Below are 20,640 nucleotides of genomic sequence, written 5' to 3'. Positions count from 1 at the left end.
GGCCCAATTAAATTAGTTAGTTAACGTTTTTTTCTAAATAAGTGATTGCTTGTCCCACTGTACCAATAGTTTCAGCTTGGTCATCAGGTATTGCAACGTTGAATTCTTTCTCAAATTCCATGATTAACTCTACAGTATCAAGTGAATCTGCACCTAAATCATTAGTGAAAGAAGCTTCTGGTGTTACCTCGTTTTCGTCTACACCTAATTTTTCAACGATAATTGCCTTTACTCTTGAAGCGATATCTGACATGATTTTATAGTTTAATTGTTTAATAAATCTGTGCAAAGAAAAATAAATTTCATCAAATATAAAAATCCATTTGATTTTTAGATTGTCAAATTATTTCCCAACCCGGTACAGCTACACCCTTAACTCGCTATAAACTAACCGTATTCAAGTATAACAATAATTCCTAATATGTACAAACATAGAGGCAATTAATTGAAATTTTACATTAAATTCACAGCATTTGCATCATTTTTTTGTATTTTCGTCAAGAACACAAGCTTAAATTTTCACTTTGAATAACAAAACGATACTAAAATGGGACCTAGAATTTGATGCCGAATTAGACTTCGTCCTTATTGCCATTTCATCTCCTTTAAAAGATTACCGTCTCTGCCATTTTATTAATAAGCTAACGCTCCTAAATTTTGTCAGAGGAAAAGAAGATAAATTTGACCATAATCAAAAGTTAAAGCAAAAAACTTCTGAAGAATTAGAGTATCATATTGTTTTTGACAATGCTAAAAAATCGGAGCAGCACTTTACTACCTTCTGGTATATAAATACCAAATTTCAAACAGAATATTATTTAATCAACAATAAAAGTATCGAAGGTAATTTATTAATACCGGAGCATCCTAATTTCGATTATTTTATAATTATCAAAAATTATATTGATGATGATGACCTGGATCGTATAGTAAAAAATATAAACAAAATACCCGAAGTCGTGTTTGTAAAAGAAATATCACCAAAAATATTGAAATCCAAAGAAAATCTGATATTTTAGCAAACTATTTAATAGTGTACAAGATACACCCCTTAAATCTAAATTATCCTCGTTAGTAAAACGAGTTTTATAATTTCACAAAAAAAATGAAGTTATATAAAAATAAAAATACATAGTAATAAAAAAATTAGAATGGAAAAAGTTCAAAAAAGGACTAAAATTGTTGCAACACTAGGTCCTGCATCTGCTGATAAACAAGTGCTAACAAATATGATTGCTAAAGGTGTAGACGTATGTCGTTTAAACTTTTCACACGGTAGTCAAGAAGATCATTTGAAAGTAATTGAAACCATCAATGCGATCAATGAAGAAACTAATTTTAATGTCGCTATTTTAGCCGATCTACAAGGTCCTAAGATCCGTATCGGAAAAATGAAAGAAGGTGGCGCTATATTAGTAAATGGCTCACAAGTTGAAATCACTACACATGAATTAATCGGTGATGAAGAGAAAATTTACATCACTTATGAAAATTTCCCAAATGATGTTGCTGCTAATGAAATCATCTTATTAGATGATGGCAAATTGCAATTGCGTGTTTTAAACACCAACTATAAAGATACTGTTACTTGTGAGGTTGTACATGGAGGTGTATTAACTTCTCGTAAAGGGGTTAATTTACCAAACACAAAAGTTTCAATTCCTTCTTTAACAGAAGAAGATCTAGATAATTTAAATTTTGCACTTGACCATGGTGCAGATTGGATTGCAATGTCATTTGTACGTTCAGCAGAAGATATTTACCAATGTAAAAAAATCATTGCTGAAAAAGGAAGCCACGCACAAGTAATCGCAAAAATCGAAAAACCCGAGGCTATCGAAAATATTGATGCTATCATCGAAGCAACTGATGCAATTATGGTTGCACGTGGTGATCTAGGTGTTGAAATGCCAATGGAAGAAGTACCAGGTTTACAAAAAATCATCGTTCAAAAATGTCGTGATTTATCAAAACCGGTTATCATTGCAACTCAGATGTTAGAAAGTATGATCACAACTCCACGTGCTACACGTGCTGAAGTTAATGATGTTGCTAACTCGGTTATTGATGGAGCTGATGCAGTGATGTTAAGCGGAGAAACATCTGTAGGTGAATTTCCTGAAATCGTTATCGAAACAATGAGTAAAATCATTATCCACGTGGAACAAACATCATATCCATATTATAATGAGAAAGTTAGTGAGATTAGCGATGGAACTAAAATTCCAGATGCAATTTGTGCGTCTTCGGTATATTTAGCAAAGAAAACAGATGCTGCCGCAATTGCTGTTTTAACATCTTCTGGTGCTACTGCATTTGAAATCGCAAGTTACAGACCGAACGCTGATATCATGGTTTTTACAGGAACTAAAAAATTGTTACGTCAATTAAGTTTATTATGGGGTGTTAAAACCTTTATTTATGACAAATTTGACAGTACAGACGGTTCTATTCATGATGTTAATAAATTTATTGTTAAGAATAACTATATCGCTCCGGGTTCGATTGTGATTAACACTGCATCGACACCGTTAATCGAAAAAGGAAAAACGAACACAATTCGTGTTTCCCAATTGTAATCAGCATAATATTAAAAAAATAGAAAAGCGCTTTTCCATGAATAAATTGGAGAGCGCTTTTTTTGTTGCAATATATTTAGAAGTTATTGTTAAAAATGACATAGTTCCCATATACAAAGCATTTAATAAAAAAAAGTAACCTGATTTAAGCCGATATTTACTACAGAATCAATTAGCTAAATTGTCTCAACCATATTCCTAAATTAGTAAATATGTACATTCTCAATCGTTTATTCTTGTACATATTATTTTTTATTAGAGTAGTAAAGATGTTACACAGCAGGACAAAGAACATACCCCTGAAGAGAATATAGAAATTAGCGCATTTTACTTTCGCGTCTCAAACAATCCGTCATTGATTAAAGATCTAAAACCATTAAAAGATGGCGACACCTACTAAGCAACCTTTTCAACTACCGCTGAAAAGGTGCTTATTGATGGACTACAACAACAAAGTGAGATTACTGTCAAGGATTTTAAAAATAAAGTAAAGTTCAGCTTTAAGCTATGAAAATCGGTAAAGATTTAGAGGTACCTTTTTAACAATACTATTATTCCAGTAGGTTTTTTTAACCTTAAATGATGCCTATCAAGGTAGCTATGTTCTTACCCAGCAAATCGAAATTAATGAAAATAGGGTTGATATCGGGAATGATGGACACCTACTTGAACTAGACACTTATTGATAATTTAGGCAATTAAACAACCTTCTTCATTCCGGATTGTCCACTAAGTATTATTTAACTCTAGAGTGAGCCAAAAGAAAATCTAAATTATCTATAAATCCACCATTTTCTAATTTATACCCAACCTACAGTTAGATATAAATTAGAATGTCAAAACAAGTACAAAATAAATGCTCAAAATCATTAGATAAAATTTATAATAAAAAATACCAAGGCAAGGAATTTTAAAAAATAAATCATTATATTTCATAATATTTACAGCCAATTAAATAATATAGAAAAAAATGCTACCAACTCTTAACCACAACATTGATTTTACAAAGGCTAGCTTTAAGGAATTTGAAAATATTCCAAACTATGACATGGTCCAATCAGCTACTGCTTTTCAGGAATTTACTGATTACATGAGCGAAAATGATCATATGAATTTTCGGTTCGTTACCAAAGGGTGTGGACCAGTCGTTCAAGTGAAAACATCCTTCATGAAAAATTCAAAGGAATGTATCAGTTTAGTCTCAAATGACTACCTAAATTTCACCCAGCATCCGAAAGTGAAGCAAGCAGCAATTGAAGGTATAATGAAATATGGAACAGGGGCAGGTGCATCTCCTCTTATTGGAGGCCATCATGAATATCATGTTCAACTTGAAGATAAACTATCTGATTTTTCAATTAGACCAACAGGCTCCTCAATTGTCTATACAACAGGATATACAGCAAACACAGCAACGCTACAATCATTACTAAAAGAAGAAGATTGTGCTATTGTTGATATGGAAGTACACGCTAGTGTTTACGAAGGTTTAAATAGCACAAACACAAAACGTTTTCCTCACAATAGTATGATTCATTTGGAAAGAGCTTTGGTTGATGCTCAAAACAAATTCAGGACAAAACTGGTCATCATTGATGGTGTTTACTCACAAAATGGAGATCTTGCGAAAATGGATGAAATATATGATCTCTGTGAAAAATATGGTGCTTATTTAATGGTAGATGATGCACATGGCATCGGTGTAATAGGTGAAAAAGGACGAGGATGCATTGAAGTTATAATTTATTAAATAAGTTCACATCATTTCTGGCACTTTAAGCAAAGCATTTGGACATATTGGCGGTTTTATTGTGTCAACTCCAGAAATTATAAATTATTTACGCTATCAAGCTAGGCAACAAGTATTTTCTTCAACATCATCACCCGCCGCCAATGGCTTAATTAAAGCGATCGCACTCATTGATGAAGAACCACAATGGAGAACCAAATTAGCAGAAAATATTGCTTATTTTAAAAACGGACTTCTTTCACTGAACTTAAATATAGGCACAACACAGTCTCCAATAATTCCTGTGAAGATTGGGGATCCACACAAAACTGCGCAAGTAGCACGAATGCTACTAGAGGCCGGTGTATATGCAAATTGCATTGTTTATCCTGGTGTTTCTAAAAAAGATGCACGCATCAGAACCAGCTTAATGGCTACACATAGCAAGGAGCATTTAGACCATGTTTTAAATGCTTTTGAACATATTGGCAAAAAAATTGATCTTACTAAGACAAGATAAAAGCATCTAATTGAAAGAAAGCAATATATTTAATTAACTTTGATCCTAAAGTTTAACTAAATATATTACGGCAGTGTCTAACTAAATATATTACTTCAATGGCCAGAAAAACGTATCAAGGAGAAAAGAACGATAAAAGTAGAACGATGACCAAACTTATCCAAGCAGTGGGTGCAGTTTTGGAAAAAAAGGATATACAGGACTTTCAATCGCGAATATTGCCAGTACTGCTGGAGTAGACAGAAAATTAATCTCAGTATACTTTGGAAGTGTTGACAATCTTATCGAAACATATATAAAAGGTAAGGACTACTGGGTAGAAGCAACCATTGCTGCTGAGGAAACACTTGCAAAAGCTTCAGGTACTAGCTCTCGCCTTTTCCTTGAAACTTATTACTGGAGCAAATTGATCAATTCACATTGAATGAAGAAATGCAAAAAGTAGTACTTTGGCAGATCAGTGAAAAATCTGATATTATGTCCCATGTAACGCAGACTAGAGAGAAGATGAGTGCCCTGTTTTTCCCATATTCTGATAAAGAACTCGCTGGAAAAGATGTTGATCTTAGAGCCGTCTCTAGTTTACTAGTAGCTGGTATATATTATCTTGTATTGCATACAAAAACAACAGATAGTACCTTTTGTGAGATAAACTTAACAACAGAAGAAGGAATAAATCGAATTAAAGATGCTGTTAAATTCATTTTAAAACAGACTTACGGGGTAAAGTAACGTCAATAGCTTAGTTGTTATTGACCTATTTTTATTTTCTAAATGTTAATTAAAACACAGTTTTTTACATCTAATAAGGAATATCGTAAAACTTAGTATTCCCTTTGCCACCATAACGATGATAAATATTATGGCTTGCAAAGAACAATAGCATTTAAAAGGTTGTATAATAAATAAACCTCTTGTACAGCAAAATATGATAAGTACAATTACTGAGCATAATTAAATTTTAGATGCTGATTCTCAAGATTTACTGAAATTCCTTTACTTCAAAATCTAAGGAATAGCCAATATATAGCAATTAGCGACTAATTAATTGTTGTTGTTTGCCCATTGCCTTATATGAACCTATATTTTTAACTAAAAACCAAGTAAAATAAAGCTCCGTCAAAATTTAAGCAACAATAAAATATGGTTTAATTATCTTCATTTAGCTTTATATCCATTACGTTTGAGTGGAGAGTCATGACGATGCATCAGGCTATCGGGTAAAAACTCTAATTTATATAAAGGTTGAACAGGCTTATTCTCAAGTTTAGAATTGCCACTGTCCCCTAAAGGGATAGCATTCTTAAAAGAATTTGGTATCGGAGCTGCATCGTCAATGTCAGTTTTTTTGTGTTGCATATGATAATGAACATTTGGATCTGTCGGAATCTTTAACACCGGAGTATTAGACTTGTAGCGACTTCCTCTCATATTCAAATCTGCACCCTCCCTATCTATTGGCAGACTATTCGATTTTACTACATTAAAACGTTCATCCGAATTGGGCTCCAATTTTAAATCAAAATTTTTCGATCCGTATTTATTACCCTCTGTACCAAACTTAGCACTTGATGTATTTCTGGATACACTATATGCATGTGTTGCAAAAAATGAAATACAGAAACAAACTAAACTTAATATCTTTTTCATATCGAGTATTTTTATAAAATATTTATCTAAAATAAAGCTTAATCCTTCATAATGAAACATTAAGCTTGTTAAACATTGTTAAAAGCAATTAAATCAAATAAAGCATCCCTATATTTGTAACAAATGAAGAAAAGTAGCATAGTTTTAATTATTAGCTTGATGACCCTAGCATTACTGGGAGTGGCAGCTATGCAATTTTATTTTATCAGAGAATCCTATCGTCAAAAATCACAATTGTTTGACGAATCGGTCAATGCTTCCTTAACGGCAGTCGCAGGTAAAATAGAACGTCGGGAGGTAATTGATTTTGCAAAAGTGCAACAGCAAACCAATATCAAAAAATATCAATTTGAGCAGGAGAAGCAAAGGCATCTTGCTGAACAATTGAAAATGCAAAGAGATCTGGAAAACTTAAGAGCTGATCAATATGCCATAAAAGAAAAATTTAAAGAAGCTGAAGATCAACTAAAAGAAACATTTCCTAGTGTTGTATCTATTGAAAATTCATTTTATGAGACTTACATCAATAGAAAAAGTAAAGAAAATGTATTAAGCATTGACGTCATCAAATACAACAGTCCTGATCATGTCATAAAAGAATATGTAGAAATTGGAGCAACCAAATTTCTACCAAAAGAAAATGCAAAAGATGATAGTGCAAGATTCGTTATACCAACAATAGATCCTATCTTAAAGCAAGCAATTGAGTATAAAATTGCGACTTTACCTCCAAGATTCAATAAACAGATTGCTAAGAAAATAGTAGATCTTGAAAATAAGTTGGAAAATATGAGCGGTCAGAATTTGATTGGAACTGGTAAAAATGTATTTGATACTATCGCAGCTATTGGCGGGAAAAGAAGCGGTCTTATTGAAGATGTTGCTATTGGAATGGAGCTATCCAAACGCCCATTTAGAGAGCGCTTAAATATTAATCTCATTCAAAACTTATTAAAAGAGGAACTTGCAGAAAGAGATATCAATTATCCTTTTAATATTGAAGTTCGCGATAGCAGTAATATCGTTTTCAGTGTACAAACCATCGATAATATTATTAAACCAAATAAAATAACTCGTTATTCAACAGCTCTATTTAAAGGAGATATTGGTTCTCCTCCAGGAAGATTAAGCGTTTATTTTCCTAGAAAAAGTACTATCATTGTTGATAATATGAGTTATCTATTGCTCCCTACAATAGCTTTGCTTTTCCTATTAATTGGCTGTTTTGCATATACCCTATTAATCATATTCAAACAGAAAAAAGTTTCAGAGATGAAAACTGATTTTATCAACAATATGACGCACGAATTAAAACACCTGTTGCTACAATTATGATAGCTAGTGAATCCTTGCGAGATCCAGAGATCATATCTGATGAGCGTAGAGTAAAGCGTCTTGCAAATATTATATATGATGAAAATGTGAGATTAGGTAACCATATCGAACGAGTATTAGATATTGCCCGTCTGGAAAAAGAAACATTAAAGTTAGAAAAAACACCTATTCACATTAATGATCTGCTTTCAGCAGTATTAGACAGCATGCAACTTCAAATACAAAAAGTAGGTGGCAAATTTGAACATCACTTTGATGCACAAAATGATATTGTAGTAGGAGATGAACTTCATTTGTCAAATGTATTTTTCAACTTGGTAGATAATGCTATAAAATACAGTAAAGATAATCCACACATAATTGTGAAAACCAAAAATACAAAAGAAAGTATTCAAATTACAATTATTGATAATGGGATTGGAATGGCAAAAGATCATTTATTAAAAATATTTGATCAATTTTATCGCATTCCTACAGGAAATGTCCACAACGTAAAAGGTTTTGGATTGGGACTATCATATGTTTATGATATTATTAAAAGAATGAATGGTAAAATTCAAGTAAAAAGCGATAAAGATAAGGGAACGCAGTTTGACATCCTATTACCCATAAAAAATTAAATTTAAAACGATATTAATTTCGTATATTATCATCAATATTCGAACAAAACCATAAGAATATGCAGAAGATATTATTAGCAGAAGACGATCCAAACTTAGGAGATTTATTAAAAGATTATTTAGAGCTTAAAGGGAAATTTGATGTCACCTTATGTACAGATGGTGAAGAAGCTGTCAATCAATTTCGTAAGAGCAGTTATGATCTTTGCATTTTAGACGTCATGATGCCCAAGAAAGATGGCTTTACAGTAGGCCGAGAAATCAGGAAAATAAATACAACAACCCCCATCATATTTGCTACTGCAAAAGGTATGATGGAAGATAAAACAGAAGCATTTGAACTTGGTGGCGATGATTATATCACAAAACCATTTCGAGTGGAAGAATTGCTCCTTCGCATAAATGCATTGCTTAAGCGTGTTGTAAGAGAGAAAGATGATCAGGTTGTAAGCGATAAATTTGAGATTGGAGAGTACTTCTTCGATTATACAAGTCAACAAATTGCGCATAAAGGTGTGCAACAAAAACTATCAACGAAAGAAGCGGAATTATTACGTCTACTTTGTCTAAAAAAGAATGATGTACTGACTCGAGAAGAAGCCCTTTTAAAAATTTGGCATGATGACAATTACTTTACAGGCCGGAGTATGGACGTTTTCTTAAGCAAATTGAGAAAATACCTACGAGATGATCCCAAAGTTGAAATTGTCAATGTACATGGAAAAGGCTATAAATTATTGGTTAGCTAATACACAATTACTAGAATAATAAAGAGATGTTAAAAACATCTCTTTTTGTTTATCTTGCAACAATGAAACTATCAATTCCATTTTTTTAATCCTTTCAATCTTTTGCTCTTCTACATCGCTTTATGCGCAAAAAGATACTTACAAAATGATAATCAAGATTTTGAAACCAATGCTAAGCCAATAAATTATAAGCAATTAATAGTTCCTGTGGCTTTAATGACTTACGGAGTAATCTCATTAAATAGCCCATACCTCAAACATAAGGATCAACAAATAAACAATTCAATTAATAATGATCCGTCCAAAACTTTTAAACTTGATAATGTTAGCGTTTTCATTCCTTCTGCCGCTGTCTTTGGGCTTGACTTACTCGGAATACCAAGTAAGCACAATTTAAAACAACGCTTAGTGGTAAGTTCGATTGCCCATGCAATCACCTTATCAGCAGTTTATACCATAAAAAAAACGACACCTACTTGGAGACCTGATCGCGCAGATCAAGAATCTTTTCCTTCAGGACATACTGCTGTACCTTTTACCGGTGCAGAAATTCTATGGCAAGAATATAAAGATCAATCCATTTGGTATGGTATTGCAGGCTATACAATTGCGGCGGGAACAGGTTACCTGAGAATGTATAATCATAAACATTGGTTTTCTGACGTCGCCATGGGAGCTGGTATTGGTATTATGGGAACAAAAATTGCATACTGGCTATTACCATTATTTGATAAACACTTGCAATCAAAAAAACAAGTTACCTAACGATGGCAACACCGTTTTACAATGGAAAACAAATTGGTTTGTCTGCTAATTTCCAATTTTAAACCTTGGTTTATTATCATTTTTATATAAAAGTTACAAAATATTTGTTTTTATAAAACTAATTCCGATATTTACAGCGCTTATAGAGAAAGGCAGAGGGAATAGACCCAATGAAGCCTTAGCAACCTGTCAATTGACAAGGTGCTACATTCTACCCCATCAAAAAGTGGGAATGATAAGCTAGACACAAAATATATCTTGTGCCCTCCTCTCTAAAAGCAATCAAAAAATTTAGTAAATAGATTCAAGAATTTTTGATCGTTTTTTATTTCGAATAAAAAAATCCTTCTAATTTCTTGCTTCGTTAAGGTTGAACAAATAAAATAATTTTATATTTATGTTACTAACGAACAACTTAGGTTACCCACGTGTAGGTGCCTTCCGCGAGTTGAAAAAGGCCAATGAAGCATATTGGGCTAAAAAAATCAGCGCGCAAGAATTATTGCAGGCTGGACTGAAAATCCGTGAAGGCAACTGGAAAACTCAAAAAGATGCTGGCATCGATTTGATTCCTTCCAATGATTTTTCATTTTATGACCAAGTTTTAGACTTGACATTAACTGTAGGTGCAATCCCTGCACAATATCAATCACTTTTAAATAACGAAGATAAAGGATACAATTTGGACCTTTACTTTGCAATGGCGCGTGGTTTCCAGCAAGATGGCGTTGACGTAACGGCAATGGAAATGACAAAATGGTTTGATACCAACTACCATTACATCGTACCTGAATTCGTGAAAAATCAAGAATTCAAATTGACTTCAGAGAAATTCTTAAATGAATATAATGAAGCAAAATCTTTAGGTATTGAAACGAAGCCTGTGTTAATTGGCCCGATCTCATACTTATTATTAGGTAAAGAAAAAGAATCTGGTTTCAACCGTATCGATTTAATCGATAAGTTGGTTCCTGTATATGAAGAAATCTTAACTAAATTGGCTACCGCTGGTGCAAAATATGTACAAATTGATGAGCCATTTTTAGCTTTAGATATTGATGATGCAACACGTGCTCTATACACTCGTGTATTTACTAAATTAGCTGCTGCTGCTCAAGACATCAAAATTATTGTAACGACTTATTTCGAGGCTTTACGTGACAACGAAGAAACAGCTCTAAACTTACCAGTTACGCAGTTCATGTTGATTTAGTAAGAGGTGAAAACCAACTCGACACTATATTAGCCAAAGTTCCGGCTTCATTAACACTTTCTTTGGGTGTAGTTGAAGGTCGCAACATTTGGAAAAATGATTACGTAAAATCTTTAGCACAAATCAAAAAAGCTGTTGATGCTTTAGGCAAAGACCGTGTATTAGTAGGACCTTCGAGTTCATTATTACACGTACCTTTCGATTTAGACAATGAAGATAATGAAGAGTCATTGCCTAAAGAAGTTAAAAATTGGTTGGCATTTGCTAAGCAAAAATTAGCAGAGGTAAAAGATTTAGCGATCTTAGCTGAAGGCGAAGTAGATGCAAAAACCGCTGAGCGTTTCGAAGCCAATAAGGCTGCTGCGGAAGACCGTCGTACATCTTCTTTAATCCACAAGCCTGAAGTTAAAGAACGTACAGCAAATATCACTGATGATGATGCTAAACGTACATCTACTTTCTTAGCTCGTAAAGAAGCACAACAAGCGAAATTTAATCTTCCAGCATTTCCAACAACGACAATTGGTTCATTCCCACAAACTAAAGATGTTCGTAAATGGAGAGCTGATTTGAAAAAAGGCGCAATTTCTCAAGAACAATACGATAAAGAAATCGCAGAAGAGACAGAAAGAACAATCCGTCTTCAGGAGCAATTGGATATCGATGTATTAGTTCATGGTGAATTCGAACGTAATGACATGGTTGAGTACTTCGGAGAGCAATTAGCAGGTTATGCCTTCACTAAAAACGGATGGGTTCAGTCATATGGTTCACGTTGTGTAAAACCTCCAGTTATTTATGGTGATGTTTACCGTCCTGCTGATATGACCGTACGTTGGTCTTCATATGCTCAAACCCTGACAAACCGTCCAGTAAAAGGAATGTTAACGGGTCCGGTTACGATTTTACAATGGTCATTCGTACGTAACGATCAACCACGCTCTACAACAACTTACCAAATTGCATTAGCGATTTTAGATGAAGTACAAGCTTTAGAAAAAGCAGGTATTAAAATTATCCAAATCGATGAACCTGCAATTCGTGAAGGTCTGCCATTACGTAAAGCTGATCACCAACAATATTTAGATTGGGCTGTACGTTCATTCCGAGTTTCATCTTCGAATGTAGATGACGATACACAGATTCACACCCATATGTGTTACTCTGAGTTCAACGATATCATTGAAGATATTGCTGCAATGGATGCTGATGTAATTACTATCGAGACTTCACGTTCGCAAATGGAATTATTAGATGCATTTGCTGCAGATTTTAAATATCCAAACGATATTGGACCAGGTGTATATGACATTCACTCTCCTCGTGTACCGAGTACAGAAGAGATGGTTGAATTATTACGTAAAGCAAAAGCTGTAGTTCCAGCTGAGCAACTTTGGGTAAATCCTGACTGTGGTTTAAAAACACGTGCTTGGCCAGAGACTAAAGCTGCCTTAGAAGCTATGGTTGAAGCTGCTAAAATCTTGCGAGCTGAATAAGTTTAGATTTTTAGAATTATAAATATAAAAGATCCTGAAGTTAAATCACTTCAGGATCTTTTTTTGTAAAAAAATAATAGTTTCTATTTAATACTTTAATATAGAAAGTTTAAATTTACCCTAATCAAAAAAGTGTATATCATGAAAACTTTCACTTGTCTTTTATACTTTCTGTTTTTTGTATCAATCTATACCTTTGCACAAGAGGGCTATCCCACTCCACCATTCAAATCAAACACTCTTTTTTATATACAACATAGCGAAGGTCATAACACCTATGTTTATGAAGCAAATATGAGTGATAAACAGCATTTCAATAACAAGAATCCTATCAATAACTATCGGATTTTATATGATAAAGGAGGAGAAATTAAACCTTTAACTGGTATCCAACAAAAATTTGCCTACGGTATTATAACAAAAGAACTAGGCAATAATACATTTGAGTTTGAGATTGTGTCTTACAAAAATCAACCCTTATATCTCAAGATGGATAAAGCAGGAAAGCCTTATGTGGAAACCACATTAAATGGTCACAAATTTAATCTCCATCGTATTTTCATTAAACAAAAAGAGGGAACTTCAGGCTTAGGGACGCAAGTTGAATATCTCATATTTTACGGCACAGACCACAGGGGTACCAAAGTACGAGAGAAATTGATACCGTAGTTGACATTAGGCGCCAATCCCGTTGCCTACTGTCATATTCAACTCTTTAATGCATTAGATTTTTTTATTTAATTAGTCTACATCATTTGATTGAAAAAGAAAATGAGGCGTTTACTTGACGTTGTTGCATCATAATATTTAAACGTATACCCTTCTTTAATTCAGGGGAAGGATATACGTGTTATTCATTTCATCTCAGAAACAATCTATTGAGTTTATCCTCAATTAGAAAGAATAAACTGTCAATTAGTTATTTTTTGCTTTTACGTCCTATTTTCCGTTTTCCTTTTATTCGATCTTCAACGTCTTTGATCGTGGACAACATCTCACTATCTAAATTTTCCAATCTAACCAAATTTAATACTTTTAAGGCTTTTTTAAATTTTTTAAGTTTTTCCAATATAAGTACCCTTTTTAATAGAAATAAAGAAGATGAAACTCCGGGTATTGTTAAAGCAAACTCAATTGTTTTTTCTGCCTCTTCATATGCATTGGTATCAATCAAGGTTTGTATATAAGGTTGATAAATTTCCAAAGCATATAAATTATGTACTAACGCTTCTTGAAAATATTTCTTTGCTTGTTCAAAATCAAACAACTGTTCCGCATGAAGTCTCCCCATCAGACATAGTGCCATCGTATTTGAATCATCATAAGACAAGGCGTATGACAAAGATTCTAACGTATTTTCTAGGTAATATGGATAACTATCCAATGCCTGTAACACATATTTATTCATAAAATATATTGCATCAATTCTCAAAAGATCCTTAAATAAGCGATGTCTATTTAAGGATCAATAATTAAATAAAAGATTATCTTAAATACCTCGACTCACGAAATACCAAAGAAATCATTAATTGCTCGAACATTGTCGAGACCAAAATAAAGTCAAAAGAGGAGTAACTACGAGAAAAAAGTATTCTGAAGAATATACCCAAGATCCTTCTTTTGGATTGAAGTAGGGTTATTTAATATAGCAAACATATTCTTCTATTATTAATTGTGAATACCTAATTGATTTTGCAAATATTTAAAACAAAATTGAAATTTCAAAATAAATTTATCAAAAACTATTTAGGTATACGTTTCACGATCAACAGCAAATTATTTTCCAGAACCAAATAGCCATACTCATAAATAAAATAGTAGGTCTGTCCTTTAGCATTGATGAAATTATGAGTATGATATTTTAAATCAAAGCCTTGCAGCAACATCTTTTCCTTACTTATCTTGAGTATCCCTTCATCTCCCAGAACTTCTTGTAGAATACGCCTGTTCTTACGCAATGTATGATTGATCTTTCTGATCAAGTTCGTTTGATCACTATTCTGTTTATAGTTATAACTATTGCGACAGGCATCATCACAAAATCTTTTATCAGAGCGTCCCCTTATTGACTTTTTACAATCTAGACATTTTTTTAAATTAATTTCTTCTTCCATAAATCATAAAATAAACGACAACAAACGTTTACAAACGGTTATAGTCGATTACAAACGTTTATTAACCGATTAAAATCTCAATTACTTTTCACTTTTGTTTCTGTTTCCTAAGCATAATTCGAAAGGATGCATTTATTGAAGTTAAACAATTTTACAAACATTTAAAAGCAAAGTTATGAGCAGATTAAAAAACAGAATTCAATTGATTGGACACTTAGGTTCTGATCCCGTGGTAAAAATTAGCACAAGCGGAACTAAAGTATCAACCTTACGTTTAGCTACCAAAGATCTATTTAAAAACAAAGCTGGTGAATGGGTTGATGAAACCCAGTGGCATACTTTAGTGATCTGGGGCAACCTTAATACTACTGTAGAAAAATATTGTCTAAGAGGTTCAGAGTTACTAGTAGAGGGAAAACTTACCTACCGCGAATACGAAGATAATAATGGAAATAACAAGACAATTACAGAAATCAAAGTTGACAGTTTAATTGTTATGAATAAATCTAAATTAAAGAAACGAAATGAAGAAATTTCTAGTCAAGAAATTACAGAAGAAGACTTACCATTTTAAATAAATAGTAGTAAAAACAAACATTTCAATCCAGATGATTGTTTCTTATTTAAACTCAATATCATATGAAAAGAATATTTCCAATATCATTAATCGTGTTAACTTGCCTTTCTTTATCGAGCTGTTCGGTCATTGAAGGTATTTTCAAAGCAGGAGTTTGGTCAGGTATAATCATCGTTGTGGTCGTTGTTGCTTTAGTAATATGGCTACTAGCTAAACTTTTTGGTGGAGGTAGTAAAAACTAACATAACTTACAAGATATGCCTAAAAATATTTTAGGCATATTTTTTTAATTATATCTATGTTTCATTACTATTGAACTACTAAACCTTTTCAAACTTTCCATACAATTTCCAATAATATCGAATATCAGACAAGGAAAATAAACTTTTTTTCCAAGAGCTAAGAATCAGCGATATCTGTTCCCCATTTTGCTCATACTTCCCAACAAAAACTTCCTCTTCAGACAAAAACAAACCCAAGTTATTGTGAAGAAGATGCAGATATTCCATTTCAATACCTTCAAAAATTAGTATACTTTGCTCTTTAACTTCCAATTCCAATGGAGCGGCAATCAATTCTGAAAACTCAATGGCTAAAAACTTATGCTTACTTTGAATAGGAAGCTGAAGTTGTGGTGCGCCCTCTATTTGCTTTAACAAATCAGTATTGTTCATCATAACTTCTCGGGTCAATAAGGGAATACCTGCTAAATTTTTTGTGCTATTTGTTACAATAGCTGGTTCAAAATAATCACTGAAATTTAAAATTTGATTAACAGAAAGATTTTCTTGAATTAAACTCTGCAAAGGAATGCCAAAATAATTAGCAATTATCATTACTGTTTCTATTTTAGGCTCAGCTCTTAATTCTTCATAAGACGAAATATTACCTCTGCTTAGATTAAATAAATCAGCAAATGCTTGTTGGCTTAACCCTCTCACCTTTCTTAATTTCTTTATATTATTACCAATATTTGTCATTTTTAAAAAAAATTAAAATTTTTTGCAAAATATTTTTGCAAATATTATCTTTATGCAAAGAATATATGCAATATATAAAAAACTAAATTATGTACTTCTCAAAAATTGAAAATTTTATTAGCAATATCGGATACGATATCTTTTATAAAGATGAGAAAGAAGGCGTTTTCATCATTCAAAATGAATTAGATGGCATTCACAATTTGATTGTAGGTATAGCTAATCCAATTTTAATTTTTGAACAATACTTATTTACAATTTCCAATGAAAGTATGGAATTGTTTAAATCACTACTCATTAAAAATAGGGACATGATCCACGGTGGTTTCGCCTTAACAGAAGACGGTAAAAAAGTAATTTTTAGATACACACTACAAATCAGCAATATTGACCAAAATGAATTTGATGCAGCCATCAATTCTTTAAGCTTATTAATCAGTGAGTATTACAATCAATTAATTAACTTCTCTAAATTATAGTAATTATGAATATTTTTAAAAGAATTTTCAGGATTGGTCAAGCGGAAATACACGCTGTCGTTGAAAAAATGGAAGATCCAATCAAAATGACGGAACAAGGTATCCGGGAAATGAAAGAAGATTTAGAACAAGCCCTTGAGGCATATGCTAAAGTAAAAGCATTAGCAATTCGTACCAAAAGCAATTTTGAGAAAAAACAAGAAGAAGCAAACCTGTTTGAAGGAAAAGCTATTCTCTTATTAAAGAAAGCACAGAATGGAGAACTTCAAGTTGATAAAGCTGAAAACTTAGCAAAAGAGGCTCTCTTATTAAAAAAGCAATTTATAGCAGAGGCGATAGAATTAGAAAAACAAAGTATAATTCATCTTCAGTCAGCAGACGAATTACATAAGAATGTAGATGTTCTCAAATTCAACATTACGAAATGGGAAAGCGAATTAACCACATTAAAAGCTCGTGTAAAAGTGTCTAACGCCGCTAAGATGGTCAATAAGCAATTGGCGAATATTGATTCAAATAGTACCATATCTATGCTGGAACGAATGAAAGTTAAAGTAGAGGAAGATGAAGCGTTAGCAAAAGCATATGGCGAAATTGCACATGGGAATAAATCGATCATTGATGAAATCAATGAAACAATTTCAAATAAGGACTCCATCAATGCCGAACTAGAAGCTTTAAAATTAAAACTTAATAATGATGAGAAAATTTGAATACAAAACAATTAAAATCGAACCTAAAGGTTTTTGGGGGACAAAACTTGATGAAGATCGCATAGATGAAATACTTAACGAATTAGGTGCTCAGGGCTGGGAACTTGTATCGATGCAAGATTTAGAGATCGGCGGAAGTTCTTGGTAATTTCACTATACATTCAAAAGAGAATTATAACAAAACCGAAGCCATTATGAGCGAATTATTCAACCTCCTTTTCAATCCAGTATCCAACGGTATCATGACTGTACTGACAGGAATTTCGCTGTTATATTGGATAATTATGTCCTTTGCGGGGGATGGATTACATCTATTTGATGGCGATGTGGACCTGGATGGTCACCTCCACTCTACTGCTGATGTAACAGACGTAGACAGTTCACAAGATTTACATCACCATTCGGACGCCGATACACATATAGAGCCATCTTTTTTCGCAAAAGCAATGGATTTCATTAATGTTGGCAAAGTTCCTATTATGATCATCGTTACACTTTTCAAATTTATTGGATGGATCATCACGATCATTTCTTCATTACTTTTAAATACCGCCACCTGGGGACTGAAATCCCTTTTTATTTTAATTCCTATATTTTTCATCACTTTTATATTAATGCATTTTTTCACTAAACCTCTTGCAAAACTTTTTAAAAACATTGGATATCATGGGGAAGAACCGATTGATTTCCTTGGGAGAATAGGAAAAATGAAAGCAACTATAGAAGGAAAAAAACTGGGATCAGCAGAATTTTTGATCGAAAGAGATCCTATACGGCTTTATGTAGAAGTCTAAATGGAGAAAAAATAGAATATGGAGATGAAGTCATTATTGTTGATGAATCAAAAGACAAAAAAATATATTACGTAACCAAAGAAATAACCATTCACAATATTTAATTATTAACCATGCAGTTACAAACTCTTTTATTTATAGATGGGATAACAGGTCTCATCCTCTTGATTGTAGGAATTATAGTTTTACTAATTTTTGCATTTTTCATTGTATTAAGTGCTTTCTACAAAAAATTCCACAAGGAAAAGCAATAGTAAGAACTGGGATTGGCGGGACAAATGTTGCTTTCAACAAAGGGATGTATGTCATTCCAGTTTTTCACAAAATGGAGATAATGGATATTTCAGTAAAAAAGATTGAAATATCCAGAATGCAGCACGATGGATTAATATGTAAGGACAATATTCGTGCTGATATTAAGGTCGCATTTTTTGTGCGTGTTAATAAGTCTGTTGATGATGTAATCAGTGTAGCACAATTTAGGATGTGAGCGCGCGAGTGATCCAGATACGTTAAAAAGTATTTTTGAATCCAAATTTTCAGAAGCACTAAAAACTGTAGGAAAAAAATTCGACTTTATTGAATTGTACGAAGCTCGACGGGAATTTAGAAATGAAATTCTAAATATTATTGGGACAGATTTGAATGGCTATATATTAGACGACTGTGCAATCGATTATTTAGAACAAACAGAATTGAAATTTTTAAGTCCAGATAATATTTTAGATTCACAGGGTATCCGTAAAATCACTGAACTAACTGCAGCTCAGAATATTCATGCCAATTTAATACGTCGTGATGAAGAAAAAGTAATTAAAAAACAGAATGTAGAAACGCGTGAGGCAATACTTGAGTTAGATCGACAATTAGCTGAAAAAGAAGAGAAACAACGTCGCGAAATCGACAATATTAAAGCTCGTGAAGATGCTGAAATAGCGAAAGTTAGAGAAGAAGAGCGTCTAAAATCCGAAACTGTCCGCATCTCTACAGAAGAACAGTTAGCTATTCAAGAAGAAAATAAGCTTCGTCAGATTATCATTGCAGAGAAAAACAAATTACGTACTAGTGCGGTTGAAACTGAACGTGTGGAAAAAGATCGTGCACTGGAAGAGACAGAGCGAATAAGAATTGTCACATTAGCACAAATTGATAAGGAACGTTCAATTGAAATCGAAAAGAAAAATATTCAAAATGTAATCAAAGAGCGTGTTCAACTCGAAAAAGGTGTTGTAGAAGAACAACAAGGTGTCAAAGATATAGAGGTATTCCGTGAAGTTGAACGAAAAAAACAAGCAGGTGTTATTGCGGCATCACAAGAAGCCGAAGAGCGTCTAATATCAACTGTCAAAGCAGCTGAAGCAGATAAAATAGCTTCTGAACAAAAAGCTGAGCAAGATGTTATTTTTGCAGAGTCCCGCAGAAAAGTTGCCGAGAAAAAAGCGCAAGAGTTATTAATCGATGCTGATGCGAAAAAAGAAGCATCAGTAAAAGAAGCAGAAGGTCGTAAAATAATTGCCGAAGCACAAGCGAAAGAGGATGCTGCTTTAGGTCTATCTGAGGCAGAAGTTATGATAGCGAAAGCAGAAGCAATTCAAATACAGGGTACTGCAGAGGCATCTATCATCGAGAAAAAAGCTGAAGCAAGCCGTAAGCAGGGAATAATGGAGGCAGAGGTAACGCGAGAGAAAGCAATTGCTGAAGCCACGGGTATTCAAGAAAAAGCTGAAGCAATGAAAAAGTTAGATGGTGTTGGAAGAGATCACGAAGAATTCAAGCTTCAACTACAAAAAGAAAAAGATATTGAATTGGCTCAAATAGGCATTCAAAAAGATATCGCAGCTTCACAAGCATCTGTATTGGCAGAAGCGTTAAAAACTGCAAAAATTGATATCGTTGGAGGTGAGACTATGTTCTTCGAAAACATTGTACGCCAAGTTTCTAATTCCAAAGGATTTGATCATTTAATCAATAATTCAAAACATGCAACAGACATCAAAAATTCATTGTTGGGTCCAGACGGAAAAGGTGATCTGGCAGAAAAAGTACGTGGCTTAGCCGATAAATATGGTATTTCATCTAATGATATCAAAAATCTAACTGTCTCCGCTGCCTTGGTTCAATTACAACAAGCAGCCAAAAATGCGGATGATAATGAAGATACTAATTTCATCAACTCGTTATTCGGTTTAGCCAAAAACTTAGGAATATCAAACAAAAAATTGATCTAATTTTTACACATATGTCAACTTGATAACGGATTCTTTTCAAGTTGACAACGATATAATTAGCTTTATTACACTGTTCATAATATAGTATTTTCCAAAGAT

General features: G+C 33.1%; 25 protein-coding genes, 1 pseudogene and 1 riboswitch. Of the genes and pseudogenes, 21 read left to right on the top strand and 5 right to left on the bottom strand.

Going from position 1 to position 20,640, the window contains the following annotated elements:
* Window positions 1-16: 16 nt before the first annotated feature.
* Window positions 17-253 (bottom strand): acyl carrier protein, encoded by a 237-nt coding sequence (locus L950_RS05035; RefSeq protein WP_021192392.1) that lies wholly within the window; start codon window positions 251-253, stop codon window positions 17-19.
* A gap of 271 nt (window positions 254-524) precedes the next feature.
* Here L950_RS05035 and L950_RS05030 point away from each other — a divergent pair, with 271 nt between their 5' ends.
* From L950_RS05030 to L950_RS31950, 7 genes are all read left to right on the top strand, one after another.
* On the top strand, window positions 525-1,019 hold the full coding sequence (locus L950_RS05030; RefSeq protein ID WP_021192391.1) for an IPExxxVDY family protein: 495 nt from the start codon (window positions 525-527) through the stop codon (window positions 1,017-1,019).
* 132 nt (window positions 1,020-1,151) lie between these two features.
* Complete coding sequence (gene pyk / locus L950_RS05025; protein ID WP_021192390.1) at window positions 1,152-2,579, top strand: pyruvate kinase; 1,428 nt, start codon at window positions 1,152-1,154, stop codon at window positions 2,577-2,579.
* A gap of 970 nt (window positions 2,580-3,549) precedes the next feature.
* Window positions 3,550-4,329 carry an aminotransferase class I/II-fold pyridoxal phosphate-dependent enzyme gene (locus tag L950_RS34975; protein ID WP_262506994.1) on the top strand — a complete coding sequence of 260 codons (780 nt, stop codon included), beginning with the start codon at window positions 3,550-3,552 and terminating at the stop codon, window positions 4,327-4,329.
* A gap of 61 nt (window positions 4,330-4,390) precedes the next feature.
* Window positions 4,391-4,828, top strand: a complete 438-nt coding sequence (locus tag L950_RS34970; RefSeq protein WP_262506993.1) for an aminotransferase class I/II-fold pyridoxal phosphate-dependent enzyme — start codon at window positions 4,391-4,393, stop codon at window positions 4,826-4,828.
* Window positions 4,829-4,926: 98 nt separating this feature from the next.
* Window positions 4,927-5,067: a hypothetical protein gene (locus L950_RS31955; RefSeq protein WP_021192389.1), complete on the top strand. Its 141-nt coding sequence runs from the start codon at window positions 4,927-4,929 to the stop codon at window positions 5,065-5,067.
* Window positions 5,037-5,252, top strand: coding sequence for a hypothetical protein (locus L950_RS37085; protein ID WP_410528093.1), 216 nt, complete (start codon window positions 5,037-5,039; stop codon window positions 5,250-5,252). Before L950_RS31955 ends, L950_RS37085 begins: the two co-directional genes overlap by 31 nt.
* Window positions 5,253-5,260: 8 nt before the next feature.
* Entirely contained in the window at window positions 5,261-5,560 is a 300-nt protein-coding gene (locus L950_RS31950) for a hypothetical protein (protein ID WP_021192388.1), read from the top strand.
* A gap of 426 nt (window positions 5,561-5,986) precedes the next feature.
* On the opposite strand, the gene L950_RS05010 is transcribed toward L950_RS31950, so the two are convergent.
* The gene (locus L950_RS05010) at window positions 5,987-6,478 is read right to left on the bottom strand and encodes a hypothetical protein (protein WP_156169527.1); all 492 of its coding nucleotides are present in this window, start codon (window positions 6,476-6,478) and stop codon (window positions 5,987-5,989) included.
* A gap of 123 nt (window positions 6,479-6,601) precedes the next feature.
* On the opposite strand from L950_RS05010, the gene L950_RS05005 reads away from it, so the two are divergent.
* The 6 genes and pseudogenes from L950_RS05005 to L950_RS04985 all read left to right on the top strand — a co-directional run bounded on the left by L950_RS05005 (window position 6,602) and on the right by L950_RS04985 (window position 13,325).
* Entirely contained in the window at window positions 6,602-7,813 is a 1,212-nt protein-coding gene (locus L950_RS05005; RefSeq protein ID WP_231576867.1) for a hypothetical protein, read from the top strand.
* Window positions 7,810-8,433: a sensor histidine kinase gene (locus tag L950_RS31945; protein ID WP_231576866.1), complete on the top strand. Its 624-nt coding sequence runs from the start codon at window positions 7,810-7,812 to the stop codon at window positions 8,431-8,433. Before L950_RS05005 ends, L950_RS31945 begins: the two co-directional genes overlap by 4 nt.
* A 59-nt stretch (window positions 8,434-8,492) precedes the next feature.
* Window positions 8,493-9,182 carry a response regulator transcription factor gene (locus tag L950_RS05000; protein ID WP_021192386.1) on the top strand — a complete coding sequence of 230 codons (690 nt, stop codon included), beginning with the start codon at window positions 8,493-8,495 and terminating at the stop codon, window positions 9,180-9,182.
* A 102-nt stretch (window positions 9,183-9,284) separates the two neighbouring features.
* Complete coding sequence (locus tag L950_RS04995; RefSeq protein WP_021192385.1) at window positions 9,285-9,947, top strand: phosphatase PAP2 family protein; 663 nt, start codon at window positions 9,285-9,287, stop codon at window positions 9,945-9,947.
* 137 nt (window positions 9,948-10,084) lie between these two features.
* Window positions 10,085-10,189: riboswitch (SAM riboswitch) on the top strand.
* Between the two features lie 155 nt (window positions 10,190-10,344).
* A pseudogene (gene metE / locus L950_RS04990) lies at window positions 10,345-12,656 on the top strand (5-methyltetrahydropteroyltriglutamate--homocysteine S-methyltransferase).
* A gap of 141 nt (window positions 12,657-12,797) precedes the next feature.
* On the top strand, window positions 12,798-13,325 hold the full coding sequence (locus L950_RS04985; protein WP_021192384.1) for a DUF4833 domain-containing protein: 528 nt from the start codon (window positions 12,798-12,800) through the stop codon (window positions 13,323-13,325).
* Window positions 13,326-13,575: 250 nt separating this feature from the next.
* On the opposite strand, the gene L950_RS04980 is transcribed toward L950_RS04985, so the two are convergent.
* Together L950_RS04980 and L950_RS04975 are read right to left on the bottom strand one after the other, a co-directional pair.
* Window positions 13,576-14,064, bottom strand: coding sequence for a hypothetical protein (locus tag L950_RS04980; protein ID WP_021192383.1), 489 nt, complete (start codon window positions 14,062-14,064; stop codon window positions 13,576-13,578).
* 334 nt (window positions 14,065-14,398) lie between these two features.
* Window positions 14,399-14,770, bottom strand: a complete 372-nt coding sequence (locus L950_RS04975) for a hypothetical protein (RefSeq protein ID WP_021192382.1) — start codon at window positions 14,768-14,770, stop codon at window positions 14,399-14,401.
* 175 nt (window positions 14,771-14,945) lie between these two features.
* Between L950_RS04975 and L950_RS04970 the strand changes: the two genes are divergently transcribed.
* A complete protein-coding gene (locus tag L950_RS04970; protein ID WP_021192381.1) occupies window positions 14,946-15,344 on the top strand; it encodes a single-stranded DNA-binding protein in 399 nt (132 codons plus the stop codon).
* 65 nt (window positions 15,345-15,409) lie between these two features.
* Window positions 15,410-15,589 (top strand): hypothetical protein, encoded by a 180-nt coding sequence (locus L950_RS31940; protein WP_084825378.1) that lies wholly within the window; start codon window positions 15,410-15,412, stop codon window positions 15,587-15,589.
* Between the two features lie 78 nt (window positions 15,590-15,667).
* Here the strand turns inward: L950_RS31940 and L950_RS04965 are convergent, their stop codons facing one another.
* Window positions 15,668-16,327, bottom strand: coding sequence for a helix-turn-helix domain-containing protein (locus L950_RS04965; protein ID WP_021192379.1), 660 nt, complete (start codon window positions 16,325-16,327; stop codon window positions 15,668-15,670).
* 89 nt (window positions 16,328-16,416) lie between these two features.
* Here L950_RS04965 and L950_RS04960 point away from each other — a divergent pair, with 89 nt between their 5' ends.
* From L950_RS04960 to L950_RS04945, 6 genes are all read left to right on the top strand, one after another.
* The gene (locus L950_RS04960) at window positions 16,417-16,806 is read left to right on the top strand and encodes a YbjN domain-containing protein (RefSeq protein WP_021192378.1); all 390 of its coding nucleotides are present in this window, start codon (window positions 16,417-16,419) and stop codon (window positions 16,804-16,806) included.
* A 5-nt stretch (window positions 16,807-16,811) separates the two neighbouring features.
* The gene (locus tag L950_RS04955) at window positions 16,812-17,519 is read left to right on the top strand and encodes a PspA/IM30 family protein (RefSeq protein WP_021192377.1); all 708 of its coding nucleotides are present in this window, start codon (window positions 16,812-16,814) and stop codon (window positions 17,517-17,519) included.
* Window positions 17,503-17,667: a DUF4177 domain-containing protein gene (locus L950_RS27575; RefSeq protein ID WP_197086253.1), complete on the top strand. Its 165-nt coding sequence runs from the start codon at window positions 17,503-17,505 to the stop codon at window positions 17,665-17,667. Before L950_RS04955 ends, L950_RS27575 begins: the two co-directional genes overlap by 17 nt.
* Window positions 17,668-17,713: 46 nt before the next feature.
* Window positions 17,714-18,313, top strand: coding sequence for an OB-fold-containig protein (locus tag L950_RS04950; protein WP_021192375.1), 600 nt, complete (start codon window positions 17,714-17,716; stop codon window positions 18,311-18,313).
* Window positions 18,314-18,359: 46 nt separating this feature from the next.
* Window positions 18,360-18,803, top strand: a complete 444-nt coding sequence (locus L950_RS36265; RefSeq protein ID WP_316930538.1) for an SPFH domain-containing protein — start codon at window positions 18,360-18,362, stop codon at window positions 18,801-18,803.
* Window positions 18,804-18,897: 94 nt separating this feature from the next.
* Window positions 18,898-20,541, top strand: coding sequence for a flotillin family protein (locus L950_RS04945; protein ID WP_231576865.1), 1,644 nt, complete (start codon window positions 18,898-18,900; stop codon window positions 20,539-20,541).
* Window positions 20,542-20,640 lie beyond the last annotated feature (99 nt).

The sequence above is a fragment of the Sphingobacterium sp. IITKGP-BTPF85 genome (assembly GCF_001006065.1).
GTDB lineage: Bacteria > Bacteroidota > Bacteroidia > Sphingobacteriales > Sphingobacteriaceae > Sphingobacterium > Sphingobacterium anhuiense.
This window is presented reverse-complemented; position numbering and strand designations above follow the sequence as displayed.